This is a genomic window from Flavobacterium kochi, from assembly GCF_048286715.1.
In the GTDB taxonomy this organism is placed as follows: domain Bacteria; phylum Bacteroidota; class Bacteroidia; order Flavobacteriales; family Flavobacteriaceae; genus Flavobacterium.
Map to the genome: position 1 here is coordinate 219,851 of NZ_JBLVPW010000005.1, position 23,790 is coordinate 243,640.

17 protein-coding genes and 1 rRNA gene are annotated in these 23,790 nt (G+C 34.8%); 12 read left to right on the plus strand and 6 right to left on the minus strand.

The window, feature by feature from the left end:
* The 3 genes from ACNQGH_RS06625 (at position 1) to rlmF (ending at position 2,667) form a co-directional block, all read left to right on the plus strand.
* Positions 1-822, plus strand: coding sequence for a DUF4249 domain-containing protein (locus tag ACNQGH_RS06625; protein ID WP_417955193.1), 822 nt, complete (start codon positions 1-3; stop codon positions 820-822).
* A gap of 159 nt (positions 823-981) precedes the next feature.
* Entirely contained in the window at positions 982-1,644 is a 663-nt protein-coding gene (locus ACNQGH_RS06630) for a thiamine diphosphokinase (protein ID WP_417955194.1), read from the plus strand.
* A gap of 69 nt (positions 1,645-1,713) precedes the next feature.
* Entirely contained in the window at positions 1,714-2,667 is a 954-nt protein-coding gene (rlmF, locus tag ACNQGH_RS06635) for a 23S rRNA (adenine(1618)-N(6))-methyltransferase RlmF (RefSeq protein WP_417955195.1), read from the plus strand.
* Positions 2,668-2,745: 78 nt separating this feature from the next.
* Here the strand turns inward: rlmF and ACNQGH_RS06640 are convergent, their stop codons facing one another.
* Positions 2,746-4,134 (minus strand): CmpA/NrtA family ABC transporter substrate-binding protein, encoded by a 1,389-nt coding sequence (locus tag ACNQGH_RS06640; protein ID WP_417955196.1) that lies wholly within the window; start codon positions 4,132-4,134, stop codon positions 2,746-2,748.
* Between the two features lie 263 nt (positions 4,135-4,397).
* Between ACNQGH_RS06640 and uvrB the strand changes: the two genes are divergently transcribed.
* The gene (gene uvrB, locus ACNQGH_RS06645) at positions 4,398-6,389 is read left to right on the plus strand and encodes an excinuclease ABC subunit UvrB (RefSeq protein WP_417955197.1); all 1,992 of its coding nucleotides are present in this window, start codon (positions 4,398-4,400) and stop codon (positions 6,387-6,389) included.
* On the opposite strand, the gene ACNQGH_RS06650 is transcribed toward uvrB, so the two are convergent.
* On the minus strand, positions 6,386-6,787 hold the full coding sequence (locus ACNQGH_RS06650; RefSeq protein WP_417955198.1) for an excinuclease ABC subunit B: 402 nt from the start codon (positions 6,785-6,787) through the stop codon (positions 6,386-6,388). The genes uvrB and ACNQGH_RS06650 overlap by 4 nt on opposite strands.
* A 59-nt stretch (positions 6,788-6,846) precedes the next feature.
* Between ACNQGH_RS06650 and ACNQGH_RS06655 the strand changes: the two genes are divergently transcribed.
* Genes ACNQGH_RS06655 through ACNQGH_RS06675 form a run of 5 tightly spaced genes read left to right on the plus strand, consistent with a single transcriptional unit; the run spans position 6,847 to position 10,945 of the window.
* On the plus strand, positions 6,847-7,662 hold the full coding sequence (locus ACNQGH_RS06655; RefSeq protein WP_417955199.1) for an alpha/beta hydrolase: 816 nt from the start codon (positions 6,847-6,849) through the stop codon (positions 7,660-7,662).
* A 54-nt stretch (positions 7,663-7,716) separates the two neighbouring features.
* Positions 7,717-8,727 carry a dipeptide epimerase gene (locus ACNQGH_RS06660; protein WP_417955200.1) on the plus strand — a complete coding sequence of 337 codons (1,011 nt, stop codon included), beginning with the start codon at positions 7,717-7,719 and terminating at the stop codon, positions 8,725-8,727.
* A 6-nt stretch (positions 8,728-8,733) separates the two neighbouring features.
* The gene (locus ACNQGH_RS06665) at positions 8,734-9,765 is read left to right on the plus strand and encodes an aminotransferase class I/II-fold pyridoxal phosphate-dependent enzyme (RefSeq protein ID WP_417955201.1); all 1,032 of its coding nucleotides are present in this window, start codon (positions 8,734-8,736) and stop codon (positions 9,763-9,765) included.
* Positions 9,766-9,821: 56 nt separating this feature from the next.
* Positions 9,822-10,286, plus strand: a complete 465-nt coding sequence (locus tag ACNQGH_RS06670; protein WP_417955213.1) for a DUF1456 family protein — start codon at positions 9,822-9,824, stop codon at positions 10,284-10,286.
* Between the two features lie 2 nt (positions 10,287-10,288).
* The gene (locus tag ACNQGH_RS06675; RefSeq protein ID WP_417955202.1) at positions 10,289-10,945 is read left to right on the plus strand and encodes an NAD(P)H-binding protein; all 657 of its coding nucleotides are present in this window, start codon (positions 10,289-10,291) and stop codon (positions 10,943-10,945) included.
* Positions 10,946-11,025: 80 nt separating this feature from the next.
* On the opposite strand, the gene ACNQGH_RS06680 is transcribed toward ACNQGH_RS06675, so the two are convergent.
* Both ACNQGH_RS06680 and sucC read right to left on the minus strand, forming a co-directional pair.
* Complete coding sequence (locus ACNQGH_RS06680) at positions 11,026-12,591, minus strand: protein adenylyltransferase SelO (RefSeq protein ID WP_417955203.1); 1,566 nt, start codon at positions 12,589-12,591, stop codon at positions 11,026-11,028.
* Between the two features lie 227 nt (positions 12,592-12,818).
* On the minus strand, positions 12,819-14,012 hold the full coding sequence (gene sucC, locus ACNQGH_RS06685) for an ADP-forming succinate--CoA ligase subunit beta (RefSeq protein ID WP_143388717.1): 1,194 nt from the start codon (positions 14,010-14,012) through the stop codon (positions 12,819-12,821).
* A gap of 398 nt (positions 14,013-14,410) precedes the next feature.
* Between sucC and gltB the strand changes: the two genes are divergently transcribed.
* The 3 genes from gltB to lysA all read left to right on the plus strand — a co-directional run bounded on the left by gltB (position 14,411) and on the right by lysA (position 21,793).
* On the plus strand, positions 14,411-18,925 hold the full coding sequence (gene gltB / locus ACNQGH_RS06690; protein WP_417955204.1) for a glutamate synthase large subunit: 4,515 nt from the start codon (positions 14,411-14,413) through the stop codon (positions 18,923-18,925).
* A 2-nt stretch (positions 18,926-18,927) separates the two neighbouring features.
* Positions 18,928-20,382, plus strand: coding sequence for a glutamate synthase subunit beta (locus ACNQGH_RS06695; protein WP_417955205.1), 1,455 nt, complete (start codon positions 18,928-18,930; stop codon positions 20,380-20,382).
* A 193-nt stretch (positions 20,383-20,575) separates the two neighbouring features.
* Complete coding sequence (gene lysA, locus ACNQGH_RS06700; protein WP_417955206.1) at positions 20,576-21,793, plus strand: diaminopimelate decarboxylase; 1,218 nt, start codon at positions 20,576-20,578, stop codon at positions 21,791-21,793.
* A 69-nt stretch (positions 21,794-21,862) separates the two neighbouring features.
* On the opposite strand, the gene pafA is transcribed toward lysA, so the two are convergent.
* The gene (gene pafA, locus ACNQGH_RS06705; RefSeq protein WP_417955207.1) at positions 21,863-23,479 is read right to left on the minus strand and encodes an alkaline phosphatase PafA; all 1,617 of its coding nucleotides are present in this window, start codon (positions 23,477-23,479) and stop codon (positions 21,863-21,865) included.
* Positions 23,480-23,714: 235 nt separating this feature from the next.
* A 5S ribosomal RNA gene (gene rrf, locus ACNQGH_RS21880) occupies positions 23,715-23,790 on the minus strand; the annotation flags it as partial.

Genomic DNA, 23,790 nt, shown 5'->3' on the forward strand with positions numbered 1-23,790 from the left:
ATGAAAAAAATAGGCCTGTTTTTAGTCATTATAATAGCTTTGTTTTTTAATAGTTGTCAGGAAGTTATCCCTTTAGATTTGAATACTGCCTCGCCGAAACTGGTTATAGAAGCTTCCATAAACTGGAAAAAAGGAACAAATGGAAATCAACAAAAAATAAAATTAACGACAACCACTGATTATTTTGGCACTGTAGTTCCAAAGGTTTCCGGAGCCACTATTTTCATTAAGAATAGCGCTAATACACTATTTAATTTTGCGGAATCATCTGTCAAAGGAGAATACATTTGCAGCAATTTTATACCAGTCATTAACGAATCCTACACTTTAACTGTTAGAAGTGAAGGCGCAACATACAGCGCTACCGAAACATTAAAATCAGTAGCGCCAATAACTGAAATCATTCAAAATAACGAAGGAGGTATTACAGGAAAAAATATAGAAATCAAATCCTATTATACAGATCCTGCGAACGAACCCAATTACTATTTTTACAAATACATCTATTCCAATCAGGTCAAATCTAATTTCTATGTAGACCAAGATGAGTTTTTTGACGGAAATAAATTCTTTAGCATTTCCCAAAATGAAGATTTAAAATCGGGTGATGCAATAGAAGTCAGCCATTACGGAATTTCGAAATCCTACTACAATTACGTTAGTGTTTTAGTAAGTATCGCAGGAAACAATAGAGGCGGTCCATTCCAATCTCCACCTGCAACAGTAAGAGGAAATATCGTTAACACTACTAATCTGGCTAATTACCCATTGGGCTATTTTTCGCTGAGTGAAGTTGACATTAAAAATTACAAGATACAATAAGGAACTTCATTTGACCGCTCTTCTGTCCGAGCAAAACTAAAGTTTGAGACTTTTTTACTTTTCATTTCTATGGTCCGTTTACATAAGAGATAAAATGATAACTTTTATTTACTTTTACATCATAAATTTTAATTGAGCAATTTTAAATCCTACATCCAAATGTCCTCACATCACATTGTTCGCGACGACCAAGAACCTGCTTTAATTATTGCCAATGGTGCATCTTGTAATCCAGAATTATTAGGACAATTATTAGAATGGTCTCCTTTGGTAATTGTATTGGATTCGGCTATGGAAAGAGTCATGGAATTAGATATAAAAGTGGATGTGCTTTTAGGAGATTTCGACAGAGGATTTGATCCGGAACAATACCAGACTTCGCAATATCCAATTGAGATTATCCATGCACCTGACCAAAACAAAACCGATTTAGAAAAGGCTTTTGATTATTTAATTCACCGAAAAATTCCAGCCGTAAATGTCGTTTGGGCAACAGGAAGAAGAGCCGATCATACTATCACCAACCTTACTAACATTGTTCGATACAGAAATCTATTGAAAATTGTTATTTTAGATGATCATTCGAAAATATTTTTGTTGCCAAACAAATTCGAAAAATGGTACACTGCTAATACCCCGATTTCGTTAATTCCAATAGGACATGTTACCGGAATACACTCCACTAATTTATTTTATCCATTAAAAGACGATAGTTTAACCATTGGCTATAGAACCGGAAGCAGCAATCATGTCATCAAAGACGGCATAGTCACAATTGAACACAGTGAAGGCGATTTATTGTTGATGGAATGTATCGATTAATGACTAAAAATCCATTTATAATCTCTTCCTTTAATTTGACAAGAAGAGATTGACTATCTTTGCGCGGAAATGGAAAAAATAAAACCAAAAACGATTATCGAAAAGACCAATTTGCATCCTAGAAATCTAGATCGATTTGGATATGATTTTGAACAATTAATCAAAAATTGTCCTGAATTAAAGAATTTTGTTTCTGTTAATGAGCATCATATAGAAACTATTGATTTTAGTGATCCCGAAGCGGTAAAATCGCTAAACAAAGCCTTACTGATAACTCATTACAATATACAGGATTGGGACATTCCTAAAAACTATCTTTGTCCGCCCATTCCCGGAAGAGCCGACTACATTCACTATATAGCCGATTTATTAGCTTCCAGTAACAACGGAGTCATACCGGAAGGTGAAACAGTTCAAGGTTTAGACGTTGGCATTGGAGCCAATTGTATTTACCCGATAATTGGTCATTCCGCTTACGGTTGGAGTTTTGTGGGAACTGATATTGATATAAAAGCAATTGAAAACTGCAGCAAAATCATCGAGTCGAATCCAAAATTAATCGATGCCATTAGTTTGCAACAACAAACAGAAGCCCTTTTTATATTTAAAAACATAATTACGCCTGAAGATAAATTCACTTTTACGATCTGTAATCCTCCTTTTCATGCCTCACAACAAGAGGCTACTAAAAGTACTTTACGAAAAATAAATAATCTGGAGCAAACAAAAACTACAAAACCTGTTTTAAATTTTGGTGGTCATAACGCCGAATTATGGTGTGAAGGGGGCGAACTAGGTTTCGTAACCCAAATGATTTACGAAAGTGCAAAATACCCTATGCAATGTTTGTGGTTCACAACTTTGGTTTCTAAAAAAGAAAATCTCTCCAGTCTTTATAAAACCTTAAACAAAGTTGGCGCTGCTGAAGTAAAGACAATTGATATGGCTCAAGGCCAAAAAACGAGCCGAATTGTAGCTTGGACTTTTTTGAGCGAAGCACAGCAAAAAGCTTGGGAATTTTAAAAAACAACTCCCTATTCAAAAAAATAAAAGAGTTGTTTTTAGCTATGATTTTTTATTTCTAAAAAAACAGTTCTGTAATTAATCTTTATTTCCAATTTTGAAACCATTGATATATTCAAGAGGTTTTTTACCGTCGTAGGACATATTGTCTATAAAATCAGTGGTTGCCGGCTTAAAACCATCTGTTTCAGGAATATCGATTTTGGCTATAAAACCTTCCTCTAACAACAATTTAGCTGCTTTATTCCATATTTCAGGCTTATACACTTCCATAATTTTATCAGTATACCATTCGGCAGGTTTTGATTCCGAAATTTGTCCCCATCGTCGCATTTGTGTTAAAAACCAAATTCCATCAGAATAGTAAGGATAAGTCGCATTGTACCTAAAAAAAACATTGAAATCCGGCAAAGACCTAACGTCCCCTTTTTCGAATTCAAATGTCCCTAACATGGAATTATCAATCACCCTTTTAGCGCCATCAACATAGGCTGATTTTGATAATATCCGGGTTGCTTCTTTTCTATTTTCGGGCTTATCCAACCATTTTCCCGCTTTAATCAATGCCTTTGTAATAGCAATTGCAGTATTTGGGTATTTTGTAACAAACTCTTTGGTCATCACAAACACTTTTTCGGGATGATTTTTCCAAATCTCCCTGCTGGTCACGACGGGAACACCAATACTTTCCTCAACTGCCTGCTGGTTCCATGGTTCGCCAACACAATAGCCATTGATCGTTCCTGCTTTTAATGTTTGAGGCATTTGTGGTGGGGCTGTGATATTCAGCAGTACATCTGCTCCTATATTTCCTTTGCTTCCCTGAATGTTATTGTTATTGTAAAATCCAGGATTTATACCACCTGCTGCCAGCCAATAGCGCAATTGATAATTATGGGTTGAATAGGCACCTACGATACCAAATGTAAAAGGTTTGTTCCCTTTCTTATAATAATTTAGAGCAGGTCTTAAGGCATAGGCAGGGATAGGATGTACGGGTCTGCCATATTCCTGTGGTATACTATCCACCATTTTTGACCAAACATCATTGGATACTGTTATGGCATTTCCATTCAAATCCATCGAATAGGAAGTAACAAGTTGGGCTTGTCTGCCAGATCCCACGGCCGCGGCAATAGGTTGTCCGGCTAGCATTTGGGCTCCGTCTAATTGATTGTCAATCACCTTGTCCAAAATATCCCTCCAGTTGGCTTGGGCTTCCAGGTTTACGGCGAGTCCTTCTTCATCAAAATAGCCTAAGAACTTTGCAATGGCAAGCGGTGCCATATCGGTAAGTTTTATAAATCCAAAAGTTAGGCTTGGTTTTTCTAAAGGTAACTTCTTAGTTTTGGGAGGATCTATAGCTTGTTTTTTAAAATACCCATCTATTTTATAAGAGACATTAAAACTTAAAACGAAGAATGACAATAGCATAACCAATGATAATCTGAGTATCTTTTTTTCCATAGTATAGTTTTTAAAATAGTATTGGATCAAAATTAAGTATATATACGTAGTTAAAATATGTAAAAAAACAGGTTTCGTCCTTTTTAATGCCATTTTCTAAATAAATTAATTTTACTATTGATTATTAAGCTACAGCTTCGCCGAATTTTTTTATTATGAAAACCATCCTGCTAAGCGTTATGTTTTTTTTGGCTTAAACTTTGCTTAAAAAAGAATCCAAACTTTGTACCTTTGTTGCTCTTAATCTTAGGCCCTTTTTTTAAATGAATTTCCAAGTAGTATCTGATTACCAGCCCAAGGGCGACCAACCTCAAGCGATTGAAAAATTAGCCCAAGGGATTCTTGATGATGAAAAATTCCAAACTTTATTAGGAGTTACCGGATCAGGAAAAACATTTACTGTCGCCAATGTAATTCAGGAGGTGCAAAGACCAACTTTGGTTTTGGCGCACAACAAAACTTTGGCAGCACAATTATACTCAGAATTCAAACAATTTTTTCCGAACAATGCGGTTGAATATTTCGTTTCTTATTACGATTATTACCAACCCGAAGCTTTTATGCCCGTAACCGGTGTTTTCATTGAAAAGGATTTATCTATCAATGAAGAATTGGAAAAAATGAGAATGTCAACAACTGCTTCGTTGCTTTCCGGACGACGGGATATTTTGGTCGTTGCATCAGTTTCCTGTTTGTACGGTATAGGAAATCCTATAGAATTTCAAAAAAACTTAATTCCGGTTGAGAAAGGACAAATCATTTCCAGAACCAAATTACTGCATCAACTGGTGCAAAGTTTATATTCCAGAACCGAAGCAGATTTTAATCCTGGAAGCTTCAGAATAAAAGGAGACACAGTAGATATTTATCCTAGCTATGCGGATGAAGCTTACCGAATCCACTTCTTTGGTGATGAGATCGAGGAAATTGAAAGTTTCGATGTGACGAATTCCAAAGTCCTTGAAAAATTCGATAAATTGACGATTTACCCTGCCAATATGTTTGTCACTTCGCCAGATGTTTTGCAAGGTGCAATTTGGGAAATCCAACAGGATTTGGTAAAACAGGTCGATTATTTTAAGGAAATCGGAAAACATTTGGAAGCGAAACGATTGGAAGAACGTACCAATTTTGATTTGGAAATGATTCGCGAACTTGGATACTGTTCTGGAATTGAAAATTATTCCCGCTACCTTGACGGTCGTTTACCAGGAACAAGGCCTTTTTGTTTATTGGATTATTTTCCGAAAGATTACTTAATGGTTGTAGACGAAAGTCACGTGACACTTTCTCAAGTTAGTGCTATGTATGGTGGAGATCGAAGTCGAAAAGAAAATTTAGTGGAATACGGTTTCCGACTTCCCGCCGCAATGGATAACCGTCCTTTGAAGTTTGAAGAATTCGAAGCAATGCAAAACCAGGTAATTTATGTTTCAGCAACTCCTGCCGATTATGAATTGCAAAAAACCGATGGTGTTGTTGTTGAACAAGTGATTCGTCCGACAGGATTATTGGATCCAATTATTGAAATTCGACCAAGTTTAAACCAAATTGATGACTTAATTGAAGAAATTCAAGTTCGGGCCGAAATTGACGAACGGGTTTTGGTCACCACTTTAACCAAAAGAATGGCGGAAGAATTAGCTAAATATTTAACCAAAGTGAATATCCGTTGTCGTTATATTCACTCTGAAGTAGATACTTTGGAACGAATAGAAATCATGCAGGATTTGCGAAAAGGAATTTTTGATGTATTAATTGGGGTGAATTTACTTCGTGAAGGCTTGGACTTACCTGAGGTTTCTTTAGTAGCAATTTTAGATGCTGACAAAGAAGGATTTTTACGAAGTCATCGTTCTTTAACTCAAACTATTGGTCGCGCAGCAAGAAATCTAAATGGAAAAGCGATTATGTATGCTGATAAAATTACGGCAAGCATGCAGAAAACTATTGACGAAACCAATTATCGCAGAACAAAACAAATTAATTACAACACTGCGAATAATTTGGTTCCTCAAGCCTTGAATAAAAAAATAGAAAGTGCATTTACCAAAAACCCTTTGGCAGATTATGAATTAGGGTATACTATTTTAACTGCTGCCGAACCAGTGAAAGAATACTTATCAAAACCTGATATTGAAAAACGAATTCGTGAAAAACGAAAAAGCATGGAAAAAGCTGCTAAAGAATTGGATTTTATGCAAGCGGCAAAATTACGTGATGAGATAAAGGCGCTCCAAGGACAATTAACTTAATTATGTTGCTCCTGAAAAATATTCAATAAGACTTCGGAATCAATAATTGCATTTGGTGCTTCTTTCATTAACGTTAGAATACGTTTCGTTGCTGTGGGATTTAAGCCCATATCGATTGCTATTTGTTGGATCGCGACAGCTTCTTTTTTATGCAAAACTCCGTCACTATGCATCAACAAAGCCAGTCTATAAAATTGTTGAATACGTTGAAACTCGGATTTAATTGGTAATTGGGGTAATTCCTGATGAAACAAATCATTAAATCCTCCTTTTTCTATATTTAATTCATTGGCTACAATAAACAAAAAATCGTATTCTCTCTTATGCAATTGTCCGTCAATAGTAGAAAAAGCAATCATCTCTAAAAGTAAGCTTCTTTTTTCCTCGTAAGTATCCATGAAATTATTATTTTTAGCTAAAATATTGATTTTTTAAATAAAAACACAAAATAAGACTAATGATTCAACAGTTCAAGTTAATTCTTTTTATAATACTTTTTGTGACAGCGCAAAATTTCGCTCAGCAAAGCACTGCATCAAAACAGGTTTCTACCTTTACTATAGAGGCGCCACAACTACAAACGTCAAAAAAAATTTGGATCTATTTGCCTAAAAACTATGTAACTTCAAAAAAAAAATATTCAGTTATATACATGCATGATGCTCAAAATTTATTTGATACTAAAACTTCCTATTCCGGCGAATGGAATGTCGATGAAAAATTGGACAGCCTCAATGCACAAGTTATTGTGGTAGGAATCGAACATGGAAATGATAAACGATTAGAAGAATTAACCCCTTTTAAAAACGAAAAATATGGTGGAGGAAAGGCCTCTAATTATTTAGAATTCATTGTGAAAACGCTAAAACCAAAAATTGACGAATCATATAGAACGAAACCGGAGAAGAAAAACACTATTATTATGGGAAGTTCTTTGGGAGGTCTGACTTCTTTTTATGCTACCCTAAAATATCCTGAAGTTTTTGGTAAAGCAGGTGTTTTTTCACCTGCCTTCTGGATTAATCGAAAAGAAATTTTTGAATTGGAAGAAAAAAATAAAAAGCAAAAAACGAAATATTATTTTCTTTGCGGAGATAAAGAAGGAGATGATGATGCTATGGTTAGCGACCTTAATAAAATGGAAAATGTAATTAATACTAAAAGATGCTATTGTTTAAATTTAAATGAAAAGAAAATCGTAAAAGGAGGACAACACAATGAAAAGTTGTGGCGCGATGGTTTTGTAAAAGCAGTTTTATGGCTCGGTTACTAAATCCCTCTTCATTTAAAGCTAAATAATAATTTCACCTACTAAAATCAGATTAAAATGGAACTAATCTTAAGAGAATACAACCTTAAACTAAAACACACATTTACGATTTCAAGAGAATCGATAGACTTTCAACCTTCATTGATTGTAGCGTTAAGAGAGGACGGATATTCAGGTTTTGGTGAAGCAACTTCCAATCCGTATTACAAGACAACAGTTCCGGTGATGATGCAGGATTTAGAAAAAATCCGTACTGTAATTGAAGCAACTACAAATGAAACACCTGAAGATTTTTGGGCAAAAATCCATCCTTACTTAAAACATGACATGTTTGCATTGTGCGCTTTAGACATGGCCTACACTGATTTGTACGCTCGCAGGAAAGGAAAAAAATTGTACGAATTATGGAATTATACTACCAATAATAATCCATTGACTGACTACACAATTGGAATTGCTTCCATTGAAAAAATGGTCTCAAAAATGAAGGAACTACCTTGGCCGATTTATAAAATAAAATTGGGAACCAAAGAAGATATTGCCATTGTAGCTGAATTACGCAAACATACCAATGCAATTTTTAGAATCGATGCTAATTGCGGTTGGGGTGTCGAAGAAACCATCAATAATGCAATCGAACTAAAAAAACTGGGGGTGGAATTCTTAGAACAACCCATGAAAGCAGACAATTGGGAAGGACATAAGGAAGTTTTTAAACATTCCGTTTTGCCAATAATCGCCGACGAAAGTTGCATACTAGAAGAAGATGTGGCCAAATGTCATCATCATTTTCATGGCGTAAATATCAAATTAGTAAAATGCGGAGGACTGACTCCCGGAAGACGAATGATTCAGGAAGCCAAGAAATTGGGTTTAAAAACAATGGTGGGTTGCATGACTGAATCAACTGTAGGAATTTCTGCGATTGCTCATTTATTACCGCAACTGGATTATGTGGATATGGATGGCGCACTACTTTTGGCTGAAGACATTGCAACTGGTGTAACAATAGATTTTGGCAAAGTAACCTATTCAGATTTAAATGGTACTGGCATAACTTTAATTTAATTCTAAATGAAAGTTCACCAATTTCCAGATCGGATAATAGAAATCGACAATAATGAATATCTGTATTTTGGCGGAACGGCGTATTTGGGCTTGCCAACTCATCCCGAATTTCAAAAACGGCTCATCAAAAACATTTTACAATGGGGAACGGCCTATGGAAGCTCCAGAAGTGCAAACATTCAGTTAACTGCCTACGAAAATGGAGAACGCTTTTTAGCCAGTTACATCAAAGCCGATGCAGCTCTTACAGTTTCTTCTGGCATGCTGGCGGGGAAATTAGTAATTGAGGCATTAATACCTCAAACTGATTGCTTTTTTCATTTTCCCGATACGCATCCTGCCATCAAAGCTCCCAATAGCCTTCCTTTTTTTATTGGAGAACAATTAAATCCCCGCCTGACGGATAACGTAATTGAAAAAATTACGATTCTAACTGATGCGGTCCCTTCTTTTCATATTGAACCAATCGATCTTTCTGTTCTAAATTCGATTTCCTCAACTAAAGAAATTACTATGATCATTGATGAATCACATTCCCTTGGGATTTTAGGTGCCAAGGGTTGCGGGATTTTTTCAACTATTGATCTTCCTGTTATTAAAAGGAAAATTATGGTGTCGTCTTTAGGGAAAGCTTTCGGATTGACAGGAGGCGTAATTGCCAGTGACGTCGATTTCATTAATCAAATGTCAAACCAGGACAGTTTTGTTGCAAGTGCAGGAATGAATGCGGCCTTTGTCCAAACCATGGCCGATACTGAAGAAATTTATGTTACGCAACATCAAAAATTAAAAGACAATTTAAGCTTCATAGCCGCACATTTAATTAAAAATGAAGCAGTTCATTTTAATCCAGATTACCCCCTAATTTACCCTGAAATTGAAGGGCTAAATGCTATTTTTACCGCTAATAAAATCATCGTGACTAATTTTAAATACCCTACAGACACCAAGGATTTAAATCGAATTGTAATTACTGCCAATCACAAAAGAGAAGATTTGATTAAAATAATTCACATTCTAAACCAAAACCAATTCTAAATCTAAAATTGCTATCTAATTGCTTTTTAACCGTACCTTTGTAAAAAATAAAAATGATGACTAACAACGATATCTTTAAAAAACTTCGCGTAGCATTAATGTTGCGTGACGATCAAATAGTTGAAATACTAGAATTGGTAGATTTTAGGATCACTAAATCAGAATTGGGTGCTTTTTTCCGTGATGAAAAACATGAGAATTATATGGAATGTGGCGACCAAGTGTTGCGCAATTTCTTGAATGGATTGGTAATTCACTTGCGTGGGACAAAAGAAAATCCAAAAAACCCAACTGATGTTTTAGCCAAACACAAAGCTCAAATTCCTGTAAAAGAAGGAGCTTCAGAAAGAGCTGAATTCAAACCAAAGCCAAAAGACGAGGATAGAGCCAGAGGCGACCAAAAGCCGGGCAAATCACCTGCTGCTAAGAAACCATTCAAAAAACAAAATTCAAAAGGCACTCCAAAGATTCAGGTAGTGGAAAAAGTGAAATTTAATTTCGGTAAGAATAAAAAATCCTAACTGTGAAAACGGCTTCGATTATTGGAAGTACCGGTCTAGTAGGTTCAAAGCTATTGAACTTACTTTTAGAAAGTCCACATTACGCTAAAGTAATCACTTTTGATAAAAGAGATACGGGAATAATACATCCAAAATTAACGCAGCACATCATTGACTTTGACAAGCCGGAAAGCTATCGCGAATTAGTCGTTGGGGATGATTTCTTTTGTACCATTGGCACAACAATAAAAAAAGCAGGAAGTAAAAAAGCTTTTAGAAAAGTGGATTTTGAATATCCACGACAGTTTGCCGCTTTTGCATTACAAAATAAGGTTAAACAATTTCTGATTATTTCATCTCTTGGTGCAGATCCAAATTCTGGAAATTTCTATTTGAAAACAAAAGGTGAAATTGAAGATTTTCTTAAAGATTGTAATTTTGAAAGTGTTGCTGTATTGCAACCTTCGCTTCTTTTAGGAGATCGAGCCGAATTTAGACTAGGAGAAAAAGCAGGTGCTTTTTTTATGAAAACACTTTCTTTCCTATTCGTTGGAAATTTAAAAAAGTACAAACCAATTGAAAGCGAAACAGTAGCCAAAGCACTTTTTGCAATTGCAGAAAAAAACAATAAAGGGTTCCAAATATATGAATCTAATGTGATTCAAGAAATTGGAAATTAATACAAACATCAAAATCCTGAATGAAAGTCCAGGATTTTTTTTAGGTGTAAGAAATAATCTGATATTATTTTAAATCCAATTTAAGAGCTACAGCTCAACATAGAACACCCCACTTTATCTCTGGCCCAATCAGGTCTTTTAGCAAACCATTTTTGAAAATTCGGTTGTTCATGATACGGATTTTTAAGCATTTCAAATAGTTCACGTAGTAAAGAATAGTCTCCCTTATCAGCGTCGTCAATACACAATTGTGCCATATAATTTCGTAATACGTATTTTGGATTTACTGCATTCATTTTCTCTTTTCTTTCACTATCCAACAGTGTTTCTTGGTTGATTCGAATACTGTAATTCTCAAACCAATCGTACCAATCTTTCAAGATAGTTTCATTCAAATCCTTTTCGTTGTAGAAGGCTTCTTTTATCCTATTGAAGGCAATTATTGCTGTATCTTCTTTAGTGACACTACCAAGATTTCTAAAAAAAATGGTCATATCGGTTTCTACCAATTGAAGCAGTTTGGCTACACTTTCAATTAGAATTGCATCAGCCTCTTTTTCGATTTGGAAACCAAGTTTATTCCGCATCATATTCAAATATTCCTTTTCATAATCTACACTAAAAGCATTCAAAATAGCTTCTAAAGGTTTAGCATCCTGAATCAAAGGATACAACGCATTAGCCAACTGATACAAATTCCACAGTGCAATTTCAGGTTGATTGCCGAAACGATACCTTTTATGCTGCCTATCAGTTGTGTTGGGTGTCCAGTTGGAGTTATAATCTTCTAACCAACCGTATGGCCCATAATCAATAGTGATGCCATGAATGGACATATTGTCGGTATTCATAACCCCATGAACAAAACCAACACGTTGCCAGTGCACAATCATATTAAGTGTAGTTTGTGTTATTTCATGAAAAAAGTCCAGATATTTTCCCATACCTTCTCCCTGAATATGCGGAAAATGATGCCTGATAGTGAAATCCGCTAACAACTTAAGATTAACATAGTCTTTTCGAGAAGAAAACAATTCAAAGCTACCAAAACGAATAAAAGAAGGAGCTACTCGACAAACAATTGCTCCTTTTTCGTACGCAGGATTTCCATTATACAATACATCACGCAATACTTGATCGCCAGAAAGCATTAACGAAAGCGAACGTGTTGTGGGGACGCCTAAATAATGCATCGCTTCGGCGCACAGATACTCTCGAATTGAAGATCGTAAAACTGCAAAACCATCCGCTGTTCTTGAATATGGTGTTGGCCCTGCTCCTTTCAGTTGCAAAGTGTACGTACTATTTTCATGAACAACTTCGGTAAGGTTGATCGCACGACCATCTCCTAATTGCCCAGCCCAGTTACCAAATTGATGACCCGCATAACACAAGGCAAAGGGTTTAGTTTCCGGATAAACAGTGCTTCCTGAAAAAATATTTAAAAAATCAGTTGTAAGTAGGTCTGCTTCTGAAAGACCAATAGCATTTGCTACTTCATCTGAAGCATGAATCAGCGAAGGATTTGAAGGTATTTTGGGTAACACATACGAATAACAAGCTTGCAGCACCTGTCTCGGCGTATTGCTTTCACTTGGGTCAGCAGGCAACTCGGTTATAAAAGTATTTTGCAGATGAAGTTTCATATCATTAAAAAGAATTAGGTAAAAAACAGACAACAAGTAATTATATGTAAAGGTATTCGATAGCTTACATTAAATATAATTCTTATGATAATTTTAATTTATAACTAAGATCTTTTTATTTATAACCATTAAAAACTCCATTTATAGTATCCTCGCGAGATCCGTGCATTCCAAAAAAAATCCTGAACTTTCGCTCAGGATTTTATTAATCTATAACAATTTTCTAATTAAGAAAGTGCTGCTTTTACTTGGTCAGCTGCTTCTTGAAATTCAACAGCGGATAAAATTGGCATTCCTGAATTATCAATTAATTCTTTTGCAATAGCTGCATTTGTGCCTTGTAAACGAACAATAATCGGTACTTTAATAGCATCTCCCATATTTTTGTAAGCATCAACAACTCCTTGTGCCACACGGTCACAACGAACAATTCCTCCAAAAATATTAATCAAAATTGCTTTTACGTTTTGATCTTTTAAGATAATACGGAAAGCCGTTTCAACACGTTTTGCATCAGCAGTTCCACCTACGTCAAGGAAATTAGCAGGCTCAAAACCAGCATATTTAATTAAATCCATAGTTGCCATAGCTAAACCAGCTCCATTCACCATACACCCTACTGTACCGTCAAGATCAACATAGTTTAAACCTACTTCTTTTGCTTCAACTTCGATTGGGTTTTCCTCACGAACGTCACGCATATCAGCATATTTCTTTTGTCTGTATAAAGCATTATCGTCGATATTTACTTTAGCATCTACAGCCATAATTTTATTGTCAGATGTTTTCAAAACCGGGTTGATTTCAAACATCGAAGCATCAGAACCAATATAAGCATTATATAAAGAATCGATAAATTTTACCATTTCTTTAAAAGCATTACCAGAAAGACCTAAGTTAAAAGCAATTCTTCTAGCTTGAAACCCTTGTAATCCAACAGAAGGATCAATTTCTTCGGTGAAAATTAAATGGGGAGTGTGTTCTGCAACTTCTTCGATATCCATTCCACCTTCAGTAGAATACATAATCATGTTACGACCTGTAGCTCTGTTTAATAAAACAGAAACATAAAACTCAGAAGTTTCACTTTCACCAGGATAATAAACATCTTCTGCGATTAAAACTTTATGTACTTTTTTACCTTCAGCAGAAGTTTGAGGTGTTACCAATTGCATTCCTATAATTTGTTCTGCAATTTCTTCTACTTGTTGTAAGTTTTTGGCAAGCTTAACTCCACCACCTTTACCACGTCCACCTGCATGAACTTGGGCTTTTACTACGTACCAACTTGTACCAGTTTCTGTAGTTAATTGTTTTGCAGCAGCAACGGCTTCTACTGGACTATTAGCAACGATTCCGCGTTGTATGCGAACCCCGTAGCTAGCTAAAATCTCTTTTCCTTGATATTCGTGTATGTTCATAATATAGAATTTGTCTGGATTCTGAATTTATTTCAGAATAAAAGTGGCACAAAAATAGCAAAATTAAACTTAACTGCTATTTTTTTTTATTAAATGTAGCGCCTAAATTTGTATATTTCAAGCTAATTATCGAGCTAAACAAAAAATATAAAAAATAACAAACATTTTGTTATAATTCTAAAACAGAATTCTTCAGTAAAATAATTCTTTCAAAATAATTGACTTAAGTGCTTTTAATCGGTTTTCTTTTTATAGAAAAATCAATTGAATTGTATTTAAATACAATTATTGTGATTTATCGTACCTTTTTCTACTATTACTGTAAAAATACGTCCAATTTGGCTTTTACACTCATTATATGTTACTAAATCTTTAATTTTGTAAAAAAAATATTAAGCATGAAAGTTAAAGAACAAGGCCTTTATTTGCCCGAATTTGAACATGATAATTGTGGCGCAGGATTTATTTGTAATTTGAATGGAATTAAGTCTAATGATATTATCCATAAAGCACTCGATATCTTAATAAAGTTAGAGCATCGTGGAGCTGTAAGTGCAGATGGAAGAACCGGAGATGGAGCAGGAATCTTATTTGATATCCCTCATATATTTTTTAAGAAAGTATGTGATTTTGAAATCCCAGAAGCAAGACAATATGCAGTAGGAATGGTTTTTATGCCAAAAAGTATAAACCAGGTAGTTTTTTGTAAAACAACTTTTGAGGAGGCTATACGCAATCAAAATTTAGAAATTCTAGGATGGAGAGACGTTCCTGTTGATATTTCTAATTTAGGACAAATTGCTGCTGAAAAGGAACCAACGGTAAAACAAGTATTTGTTGGTAAAAATGGATTGGACCTTACGGAACAACAATTTAATGCCAAAATGTTCGCAGCAAGAAAAATTGCAGAACATACCATAAGAAATTCAAGAACTTCAGAAAGTCATATGTTCTATTTTTCTAGTTTTTCAACAACTACCATTATATATAAAGGTTTGTTGATGCCAGAAGATATTAGTCGTTACTATACAGATTTATCTGATACCGATCTAGTTACCCGATTAGCTTTGGTTCACCAACGCTTTTCAACAAATACATTTCCATCATGGGAATTAGCGCAGCCATTTAGATACATGTGTCATAATGGAGAAATCAATACCCTTCGTGGTAACATTAGCAGAATGCGTGCTCGTGAAGAATTGATGCAAAGTGATGTTTTTGGTGATGATTTGAAAAAATTATTCCCTATTATATTGGAAGGAAAATCGGATTCCGCTTCTATGGATATGGTTGTCGAATTGTTATTGATGACCGGACGTTCTTTACCTGAAGCAATGATGATGGTAGTTCCTGAAGCTTGGGAGAAACACCAAACCATGTCGGAAGAGAAAAAAGCATTTTACGAATATAATGCTTGTATTATGGAGCCTTGGGATGGTCCAGCTTCCATACCTTTTACAGATGGTAACGTTATTGGTGCCTTATTAGACAGAAATGGATTGAGACCTTCCCGTTATACACTTACAAAAAGTGGTTTCGTAATTATGTCTTCAGAAATTGGCGTTCTTGACATCAAACCGGAAGACGTAATTCAACACGGTCGTTTAGAGCCGGGAAAAATGTTTTTGGTTGACATGAATGAAGGTCGAATCATTGAAGATGATGAGATAAAGAATGCTGTCGTTACCAAACGTCCCTATAAAAAATGGTTAGATGAGAATTTATTGCAATTAGCTCAAATTCCATATACTAATAATCCAATACCAACCGAAAAAATAGACTTTGAAACAAGACAACGTTTATTTGGTTACACAATTGAGGATTTGAAAACTATCATAAACCCTATGGGAGCTCAAGGCAATGAGGCTTTAAGTTCTATGGGTAATGATACTCCGCTAGCGGTTTTATCAGATCAGCCACAACTTTTATACAACTATTTCAAACAGTTATTTGCTCAGGTTACCAACCCACCCTTGGATGGTATTCGTGAAGAAATAATTACTGATATCAGTTTAGCTATTGGCGGTGATTATAATATCTTTGATATTGTTCCGAAACATTGTAAGAAATTAAAAATCCAAAATCCAGTCATTTCGAATGAGGATTTAGATAAAATAAGAAATATCGATCATGGTGATTTCAAATCAGTAACTATTTCTACTTTATACGATATAGAAAAAGGAGTAAATGGATTGGAACGCGCTTTGGAAAGAGCTGTACAAGCTACTTTTAAAGCGGTCTCAGAAGGATGCAATATCGTAATCATTTCTGATAGGGGTGTAAGCGAAAAAATGGCTCCAATACCAATGTTATTGGCTTGTTCTTACATTCATCATTCACTAAACATTTTAAAAGCCCGTTCGAAATTTGGAATCATAATCGAATCTGCTGAACCACGTGAACCACATCATTTCGCGTTATTATTTGGTTATGGTGCAAGTGCAATAAATCCTTACATGGTAAATGAAATCATTCATGACCAGGTTAACCAAGGTTTTATTACTGGTGTAAAGGCAGATTATGCAATTAAAAATTATAATAAAGCCATTGCAAAAGGAATCCTTAAAATCATGAACAAGATTGGTATCTCTACTTTACATTCCTATAGAGCTGCTCAAATTTTTGAAATTTTAGGATTAAATAAAACATTCACTTCTAAATATTTCCCGTATACGCCTTCTAGAATTGAAGGAATTGGTCTAATAGAAGTGGAAAAAGAAATCAAAAAAAGATATCAAAAAGCTTTCCCAAATTCAAAAGTTGCCAATCTATTGTCACTTGAAATTGGAGGGATTTACCGATGGAGAAGAACTGGCGAAAAACATATGTTCAACCCAACTACCATTTCTAAATTACAACAGGCTGTTCGATTAAACAGTCCTGAAAGTTATAAGGAATACTCCAATATGGTTAATGACCAAAGCAAAAACCTAATGACCATTAGGGGGTTGTTTGAATTCAATAATTTGGACCCAATTTCTATTGACGAAGTAGAACCTTGGACAGAAATTGTAAAAAAATTCAAAACTGGTGCCATGTCTTATGGATCAATCAGTCAGGAAGCCCATGAAAACTTGGCAATTGCCATGAATAGAATTGGCGGAAAAAGTAATTCAGGAGAAGGTGGAGAAGATTCTACACGTTTCCAAAAAGACTTAAATGGTGATTCTAGAAATAGTGCTATTAAACAAGTAGCTTCTGGAAGATTTGGTGTATCCATCAATTATTTGACCAATGCCAAAGAGATCCAAATAAAAATGGCTCAAGGTGCAAAACCTGGAGAAGGTGGTCAACTACCTGGAGAAAAAGTAGTGCCGTGGATTGCAAAAGTTAGAAATTCAACTCCTTATGTTGGACTAATTTCACCTCCTCCACATCACGATATTTACTCTATTGAAGATTTATCTCAATTGATTTTTGATTTAAAAAATGCCAATCGTGAAGCACGTATTAACGTTAAGTTAGTTGCTGAAGTTGGTGTTGGAACAATTGCCGCCGGTGTTGCTAAAGCAAAAGCCGATGTGATCTTGATTTCAGGATATGATGGAGGAACAGGTGCTGCACCATTAACTTCACTGCAACATACAGGTATTCCTTGGGAACTTGGACTTGCCGAGGCACAACAAACTTTAATCTTAAATGATTTAAGAAGTCGTGTAGTTTTAGAATGTGACGGACAATTGAAAACAGGACGTGATGTAGCTATTGCTGCTTTGCTTGGAGCTGAAGAATTTGGTTTTGCAACGGCACCATTAGTAGCGTCTGGTTGTATTATGATGAGAGCTTGTCACTTGAACACCTGTCCAGTTGGTATCGCTACTCAAGATCCGGAATTGAGAAAAAATTTCAAAGGAACTCCAGAGCACATCATCAACTTCATGTATTTTATTGCTGAAGAGTTAAGAGAAATCATGGCTCAATTAGGATTTAGAACATTAAAAGAAATGGTGGGACAATCTCAAAAATTGAATGTCAACAAAGCCATCAAACATTACAAAGCAAGTGGATTAGATTTATCTACTATTTTGTATAAACCAGAAAAAGCTAAAGTAGTTCCAAATCATAATACAACAACACAAGATCATGCTTTAGACAATGTACTTGATTTTGAAATTATAAAAGCGGCTATTCCTTCTATATATAGAAAAGAGAAAACAAGAGTTACTTTTAATATCAAAAACACAGACCGTTCTGTTGGTGCGATTTTAAGTAATGAGATTTCAAAAATATATGGTGCACAAGGTTTACCTGAAGACACGATATTGGTTGATTTCGAAGGTTCTGCCGGACAAAGTTTTGGTGCTTTCGCAACAAATGGTCTGTCATTCAAAATTCATGGAAATTGTAATGATTATTTAGGAAAAGGACTTTCAGGTGGTAAATTAATTATCAAAGTTCCTCCTACTGCAACATTCAAACCGGAAGAAAACATCATCATTGGTAACGTTGCCCTTTACGGAGCAATCACTGGTGAAGCTTACATCAACGGTATGGCTGGAGAACGTTTTTGCGTTAGAAATTCAGGAGCAACAGCAGTTGTTGAAGGAATTGGAGATCATGGATGTGAATATATGACTGGAGGAACTGTAGTAGTTTTAGGAAAAACCGGAAGAAATTTCGCTGCAGGTATGAGTGGTGGTATTGCTTATGTTTTTGATCCAAATAAAAAATTCGATGCTACTGTATGTAATATGGAAATGGTTGCTTTTGAAACATTAGAAGAAGATGATATTACTAAACTAAAACGTTTAATAAAAAATCATTCTATGTATACGAATAGTCCATTGGCAAAAAGAATTTTGGGTGATTGGGAAAATCAACAAAAACACTTTATTAAAGTGATGCCAACAGATTACAAAAAAGCATTGAAAAGATTAGCAGAAGAAAAGCAAATAGAAGAACTAATAGCATAGTCATGGGTAAGATAGGTGGATTTAAAGAATATAGTAGAACTGACGAAAATAATATAGCTGTTGTAGAACGTGTATCAAACTATAATGAGTTTACAATTCCGTTAGCAAAAGATAAAATAAAAGAACAAGGATCGCGATGTATGGATTGTGGTATTCCATTTTGCCATAGTGCTTGTCCGTTAGGAAATTTGATTCCTGATTTTAATGATATGGTGCATCAGGAGGAATGGCAAAGTGCATTGGAGATTTTACAATCAACAAACAATTTCCCTGAATTCACAGGAAGATTATGTCCAGCTCCATGCGAAAAATCATGTGTATTAGGTATAATCAGTGAACCAGTAGCTATTGAAAATATTGAAAAAAATATTATCGAAAGAGGTTTCGCGGAAGGATGGATAAAACCACAAATTCCAGCGACAAGAACAGGCAAAACCATAGCTGTAATAGGTTCTGGACCTGCTGGTTTAGCGGCTGCACAACAATTAAATCGTGCAGGACATACCGTGACCGTTTTTGAAAGAGACAATGCAATTGGTGGATTACTACGTTACGGAATTCCAAATTTTAAATTAGAAAAAGGAATTATTGACAGACGTGTTGCAATTTTAGAAGCAGAAGGGATTGTATTTAAAACCAATGTAAACGTTGGAGTAAATTTCAGTATTGAAGAATTAAATTCTTTTGATTCAATCGTATTATGTGGTGGTGCAACTGAAAGAAGAAGCTTACCTACAAAAGGAATTGAAAGTAAAGGAGTTGTTCAGGCAATGGACTTTTTAACACAACAAACCAAAGTATTGTACGGAGAGTCCATTCCAGATCAAATCAAAGCTACTGGTAAAGATGTTATCGTTATTGGTGGTGGAGATACTGGTTCAGATTGTGTTGGAACATCAAACAGACACGGTGCAAAATCAGTTACTAATTTTGAGATTTTACCAAAACCTCCAGTGGGAAGAAGTGAAACTACTCCTTGGCCTTTTTGGCCTTTGCAATTAAAAACTTCATCTTCTCATGAGGAAGGTTGTGATAGAAACTGGTTAATCAATACCAAAGAATTCATCTCTAATGAAAAAGGAGAATTAACAGGATTGAAAACCGTTGAAGTAGCTTGGAAAATGACACCGGGACAAAGACCTGAATTGATAGAAAAAGAAGGATCAGAAAAAATATGGCCTTGCGATTTAGCTCTATTAGCACTTGGATTTACAGGTCCTGAAAAAACATTAAGCGATCAACTAGGATTAGAGGTAGATATGAGAAGCAACTACAAAGCAAATAATTATCAAACTAATGTTCCGCACATATTTACTGCTGGTGACATGAGAAGAGGACAATCCCTAATTGTTTGGGCAATATCTGAAGGTCGTGAAGCTGCCAGAGAAGTAGACAATTATTTAATGGGTTTCACAAATTTACCAACTAAAGGTAACGGTGATTTACCTAATTTATAATAAAAAATAATTTTACTGAATCCCTTGATAAAAATACTTATCAAGGGATTTTCATTTTAATAAAAGTTATAAAAAACAATTAAATCGCATTAAATGTTACATTAATAACATTTTGTTATATTTTGTTAAAACATGTATTTTTATTTGTTTGTATTGATAAAGAATAATAAATTTGCCTAAAAATAGAATCAAAATGCAAGGAAAAGACTTATTACAATTAGCAGAACAATTCGGTAGCCCGTTATATGTTTATGACGCTGAAAAAATACAATCTCAATATAATAGATTAACAAAAGCTTTTTCAAAAGTAGAAAAATTGCGCATTAATTATGCAATGAAAGCACTTTCAAATGTAGCCATTCTTCAATTATTAAAAGAAATGGGATCTGGTTTAGACACTGTATCTATTCAAGAAGTATTATTAGGACTTCATGCCGGCTATGAGCCTGAAAAAATATTCTATACACCCAATGGCGTTTCGCTTGAAGAAATTGAAGAAGTTTCAGCTATGGGAGTACAGATCAACATAGATAATTTATCCATTCTAGAGCAGTTTGGTACAAAATATCCATCCGTACCTGTTTGTATCCGCATAAATCCTCATGTAATGGCAGGTGGAAATGCAAATATATCAGTCGGTCATATTGATAGTAAATTTGGTATTTCTGTTCACCAATTACCACATTTGGTTCGTATTGTTGAAAATACAAAAATGAATATTGTAGGAATCCATATGCATACTGGTTCCGATATTCTTGACATAGAAGTATTTTTATATGCGGCTGAAATCTTATTTGATGCGGCAAAAAACTTCAAAAATCTTGAATTTTTGGACTTCGGAAGTGGTTTTAAAGTGCCCTACAAAAAAGATGATATTGAAACTGATATCGAAGAATTAGGTAAAAAACTTTCAAAAAGATTCAATGCTTTTTGTACAGAATACGGTAAAGAATTAACATTAATATTTGAACCTGGTAAATTTTTAGTAAGTGAAGCTGGTTTCTTTTTAGCTAAAGTTAATGTGGTGAAACAAACTACGTCAACCGTTTTTGCGGGAATAGATAGTGGTTTCAATCATTTAATACGACCAATGTTTTATGGATCACAACATCATATTGAAAACATTTCACACCCAAAAGGGAAAGAACGTTTCTATTCCGTTGTAGGATACATCTGTGAAACTGACACATTTGCAAATAATAGAAGAATATCTGAAATAAAAGAAGGTGATATTTTATGTTTCAGAAATGCAGGAGCCTACTGTTTTTCTATGGCATCTAATTACAATTCAAGATACAAACCAGCAGAAGTATTGTGGATGAAAGGCGAAGGACACTTAATACGAGCACATGAAACCTTTGAAGATTTATTAAAAAATCAAATTTCATTGCCAATAGTTGCCACTGCTTAAGTAAAATAAAAATCCCATCTCCGTTATAAAAACGAGATGGGATTTTTCATTAAACACAATAATTAAAGTTTATTTATTTTCTAAAATTTCCTCCAAAACATTAGCTTCGGTTCCATTTGGAAAAGGAATTTTTATTTTTTGAGCAATCGTAGGTGCAATTTGTGTGATATATTTCTTAGTAAATGATTCTCCTTTTTTCACATGCCATCCGTAAAATATTACTGGCACATGCGTATCGTAACTGTAAGGGGTTCCGTGAGAAGTCCCTTTACCCTGGTATTCTATATAGGCAGCTTTGTCAAGAATAACAAGATCGCCATCTTGCGTGGGATCGTATCCTTTTGCTATAAAATTCAGATAATAATCATTCCCGGTAGATGAAAGAATTTCTTCTTCAGTATAGATCCTTTTCACTTGTTCTTGTGTCATCAAATAGTCTTTGAAAGCCTGTTTTACTTTTGTCAAATCAAGCCCTTTAGACTTTATAATTTCTTTATTAAAGAACAGATTGAAATTAGAATAATTTAAAATTAGATCCTGTCCAAAACTAGCAATAGAAAAGTCTCTCAATCCCTTTACAACATCACTAGGATTAATACTTTTAACGTTGTATTTATTATCTCTGAGATAATTTACATTTTCAGCACCTGCATGATCGGCAGTTAAAAAAAGTAAATAATTATCTCTACCCACAGTTTTATCCAAATAAGCTAGAAATTCAGCTATTGTCTGATCTAAGCGTAAATATGTGTCCTGTAGCTCCATAGATCTTGGCCCTAGTAAATGTCCAACATAATCGGTAGAAGAAAAACTAACAGTCAAGAAATCTGTAATACTATCTTTCCCTAATTCTTCTTTTTCAATTGCTTTCATTGCAAACTCTGCCAAAAGATTATTACCAAATGGTGTACCACGTATTACGCTTGCATCATTTTTATCGTACATATCTTTTAAATTATATGGGAAGACAGGAGCGGCACTATTATACAATTTCCCTTCATAAGGATTATCATCTGGGAGACTTTCGTTGTAAGTTGCTGCAGGCTTGAATAAATCCCAACCTTTAGTAATATAAGGCATATATCTTTTTTCCTGATTGAATTGTGTGACCCAATCCGGCAAGGCTGGACCGTAAAAAGAACTAGAAATAAAAGCTCCTGTTTTACTAAACCAAAAAGCCCAATTAGCAAAATGTCCTGCTGGTAAAATAGCCCCACGATCTTTTAAGCTCATTCCAATCACTTTTCCTTTAAAATTTGTCGCTAATCGCAATTCATCAGTAATAGTTGTGCTTTGCAAATTCTTAGGAGACATTTCTCCTTCTTTAATTGTCCCATCTCCAATTGTTTTTACTGATGCATCATCTGTACAATACATCTCTTTGCCCAAACTCCTACTAAACCATTCATTCCCTACGATTCCATGTGTAGAGGGTGTGGTTCCCGTATATACTGAGGCATGCCCTGGCCCAGTATACGTGGGCATATAATTAAAATGCATATTTTGGAAAGTATATCCATTACCCATTAATCTTTTAAAACCATTAGGTGAAAAATCATCCGAAAAACGATATAAATACTCCATCTTCATTTGATCTACAACAATACCAACAACCAATTTTGGGCGTTCTTGAGCTTGCGTGTTTAAACTAATAATAAATGCCAAAAGCAAAATAATTTTTTTCATATTATAATTTTATATAGTACCACAAAAATACAATTTAATGTTTTAAAACAAGTCTGAACAAAAACTTAAGCATGATAAATTAATTTTTTCTTAACCTGAATAAAATTATTTTCATAAATATGCTAGTCCCCAAAAATAATGCTATACCCAATAATACTTGATTCTTCCCTGCAGCATAAAAAAAAGTTTTACGCAAAAAAAAACCCCATCAAGTAAATGATGAGGATTCTTTAAAGAAAGGCGACGACATACTCTCCCACATAACTGCAGTACCATCTGCGCAGGCGGGCTTAACTACTCTGTTCGGGATG

Coding starts and splice junctions, on each gene's coding strand:
- pafA (WP_417955207.1), bottom strand. CDS start 23,479: ATGAAAAAAATTATTTTGCTTTTGGCATTTATTATTAGTTTAAACACG.
- ACNQGH_RS06670 (WP_417955213.1), top strand. CDS start 9,822: ATGACTAACAACGATATCTTTAAAAAACTTCGCGTAGCATTAATGTTG.
- uvrB (WP_417955197.1), top strand. CDS start 4,398: ATGAATTTCCAAGTAGTATCTGATTACCAGCCCAAGGGCGACCAACCT.
- ACNQGH_RS06630 (WP_417955194.1), top strand. CDS start 982: ATGTCCTCACATCACATTGTTCGCGACGACCAAGAACCTGCTTTAATT.
- lysA (WP_417955206.1), top strand. CDS start 20,576: ATGCAAGGAAAAGACTTATTACAATTAGCAGAACAATTCGGTAGCCCG.
- ACNQGH_RS06695 (WP_417955205.1), top strand. CDS start 18,928: ATGGGTAAGATAGGTGGATTTAAAGAATATAGTAGAACTGACGAAAAT.
- ACNQGH_RS06660 (WP_417955200.1), top strand. CDS start 7,717: ATGGAACTAATCTTAAGAGAATACAACCTTAAACTAAAACACACATTT.
- ACNQGH_RS06655 (WP_417955199.1), top strand. CDS start 6,847: ATGATTCAACAGTTCAAGTTAATTCTTTTTATAATACTTTTTGTGACA.
- ACNQGH_RS06665 (WP_417955201.1), top strand. CDS start 8,734: ATGAAAGTTCACCAATTTCCAGATCGGATAATAGAAATCGACAATAAT.
- ACNQGH_RS06680 (WP_417955203.1), bottom strand. CDS start 12,591: ATGAAACTTCATCTGCAAAATACTTTTATAACCGAGTTGCCTGCTGAC.
- rlmF (WP_417955195.1), top strand. CDS start 1,714: ATGGAAAAAATAAAACCAAAAACGATTATCGAAAAGACCAATTTGCAT.
- sucC (WP_143388717.1), bottom strand. CDS start 14,012: ATGAACATACACGAATATCAAGGAAAAGAGATTTTAGCTAGCTACGGG.
- ACNQGH_RS06650 (WP_417955198.1), bottom strand. CDS start 6,787: ATGGATACTTACGAGGAAAAAAGAAGCTTACTTTTAGAGATGATTGCT.
- gltB (WP_417955204.1), top strand. CDS start 14,411: ATGAAAGTTAAAGAACAAGGCCTTTATTTGCCCGAATTTGAACATGAT.
- ACNQGH_RS06625 (WP_417955193.1), top strand. CDS start 1: ATGAAAAAAATAGGCCTGTTTTTAGTCATTATAATAGCTTTGTTTTTT.
- ACNQGH_RS06640 (WP_417955196.1), bottom strand. CDS start 4,134: ATGGAAAAAAAGATACTCAGATTATCATTGGTTATGCTATTGTCATTC.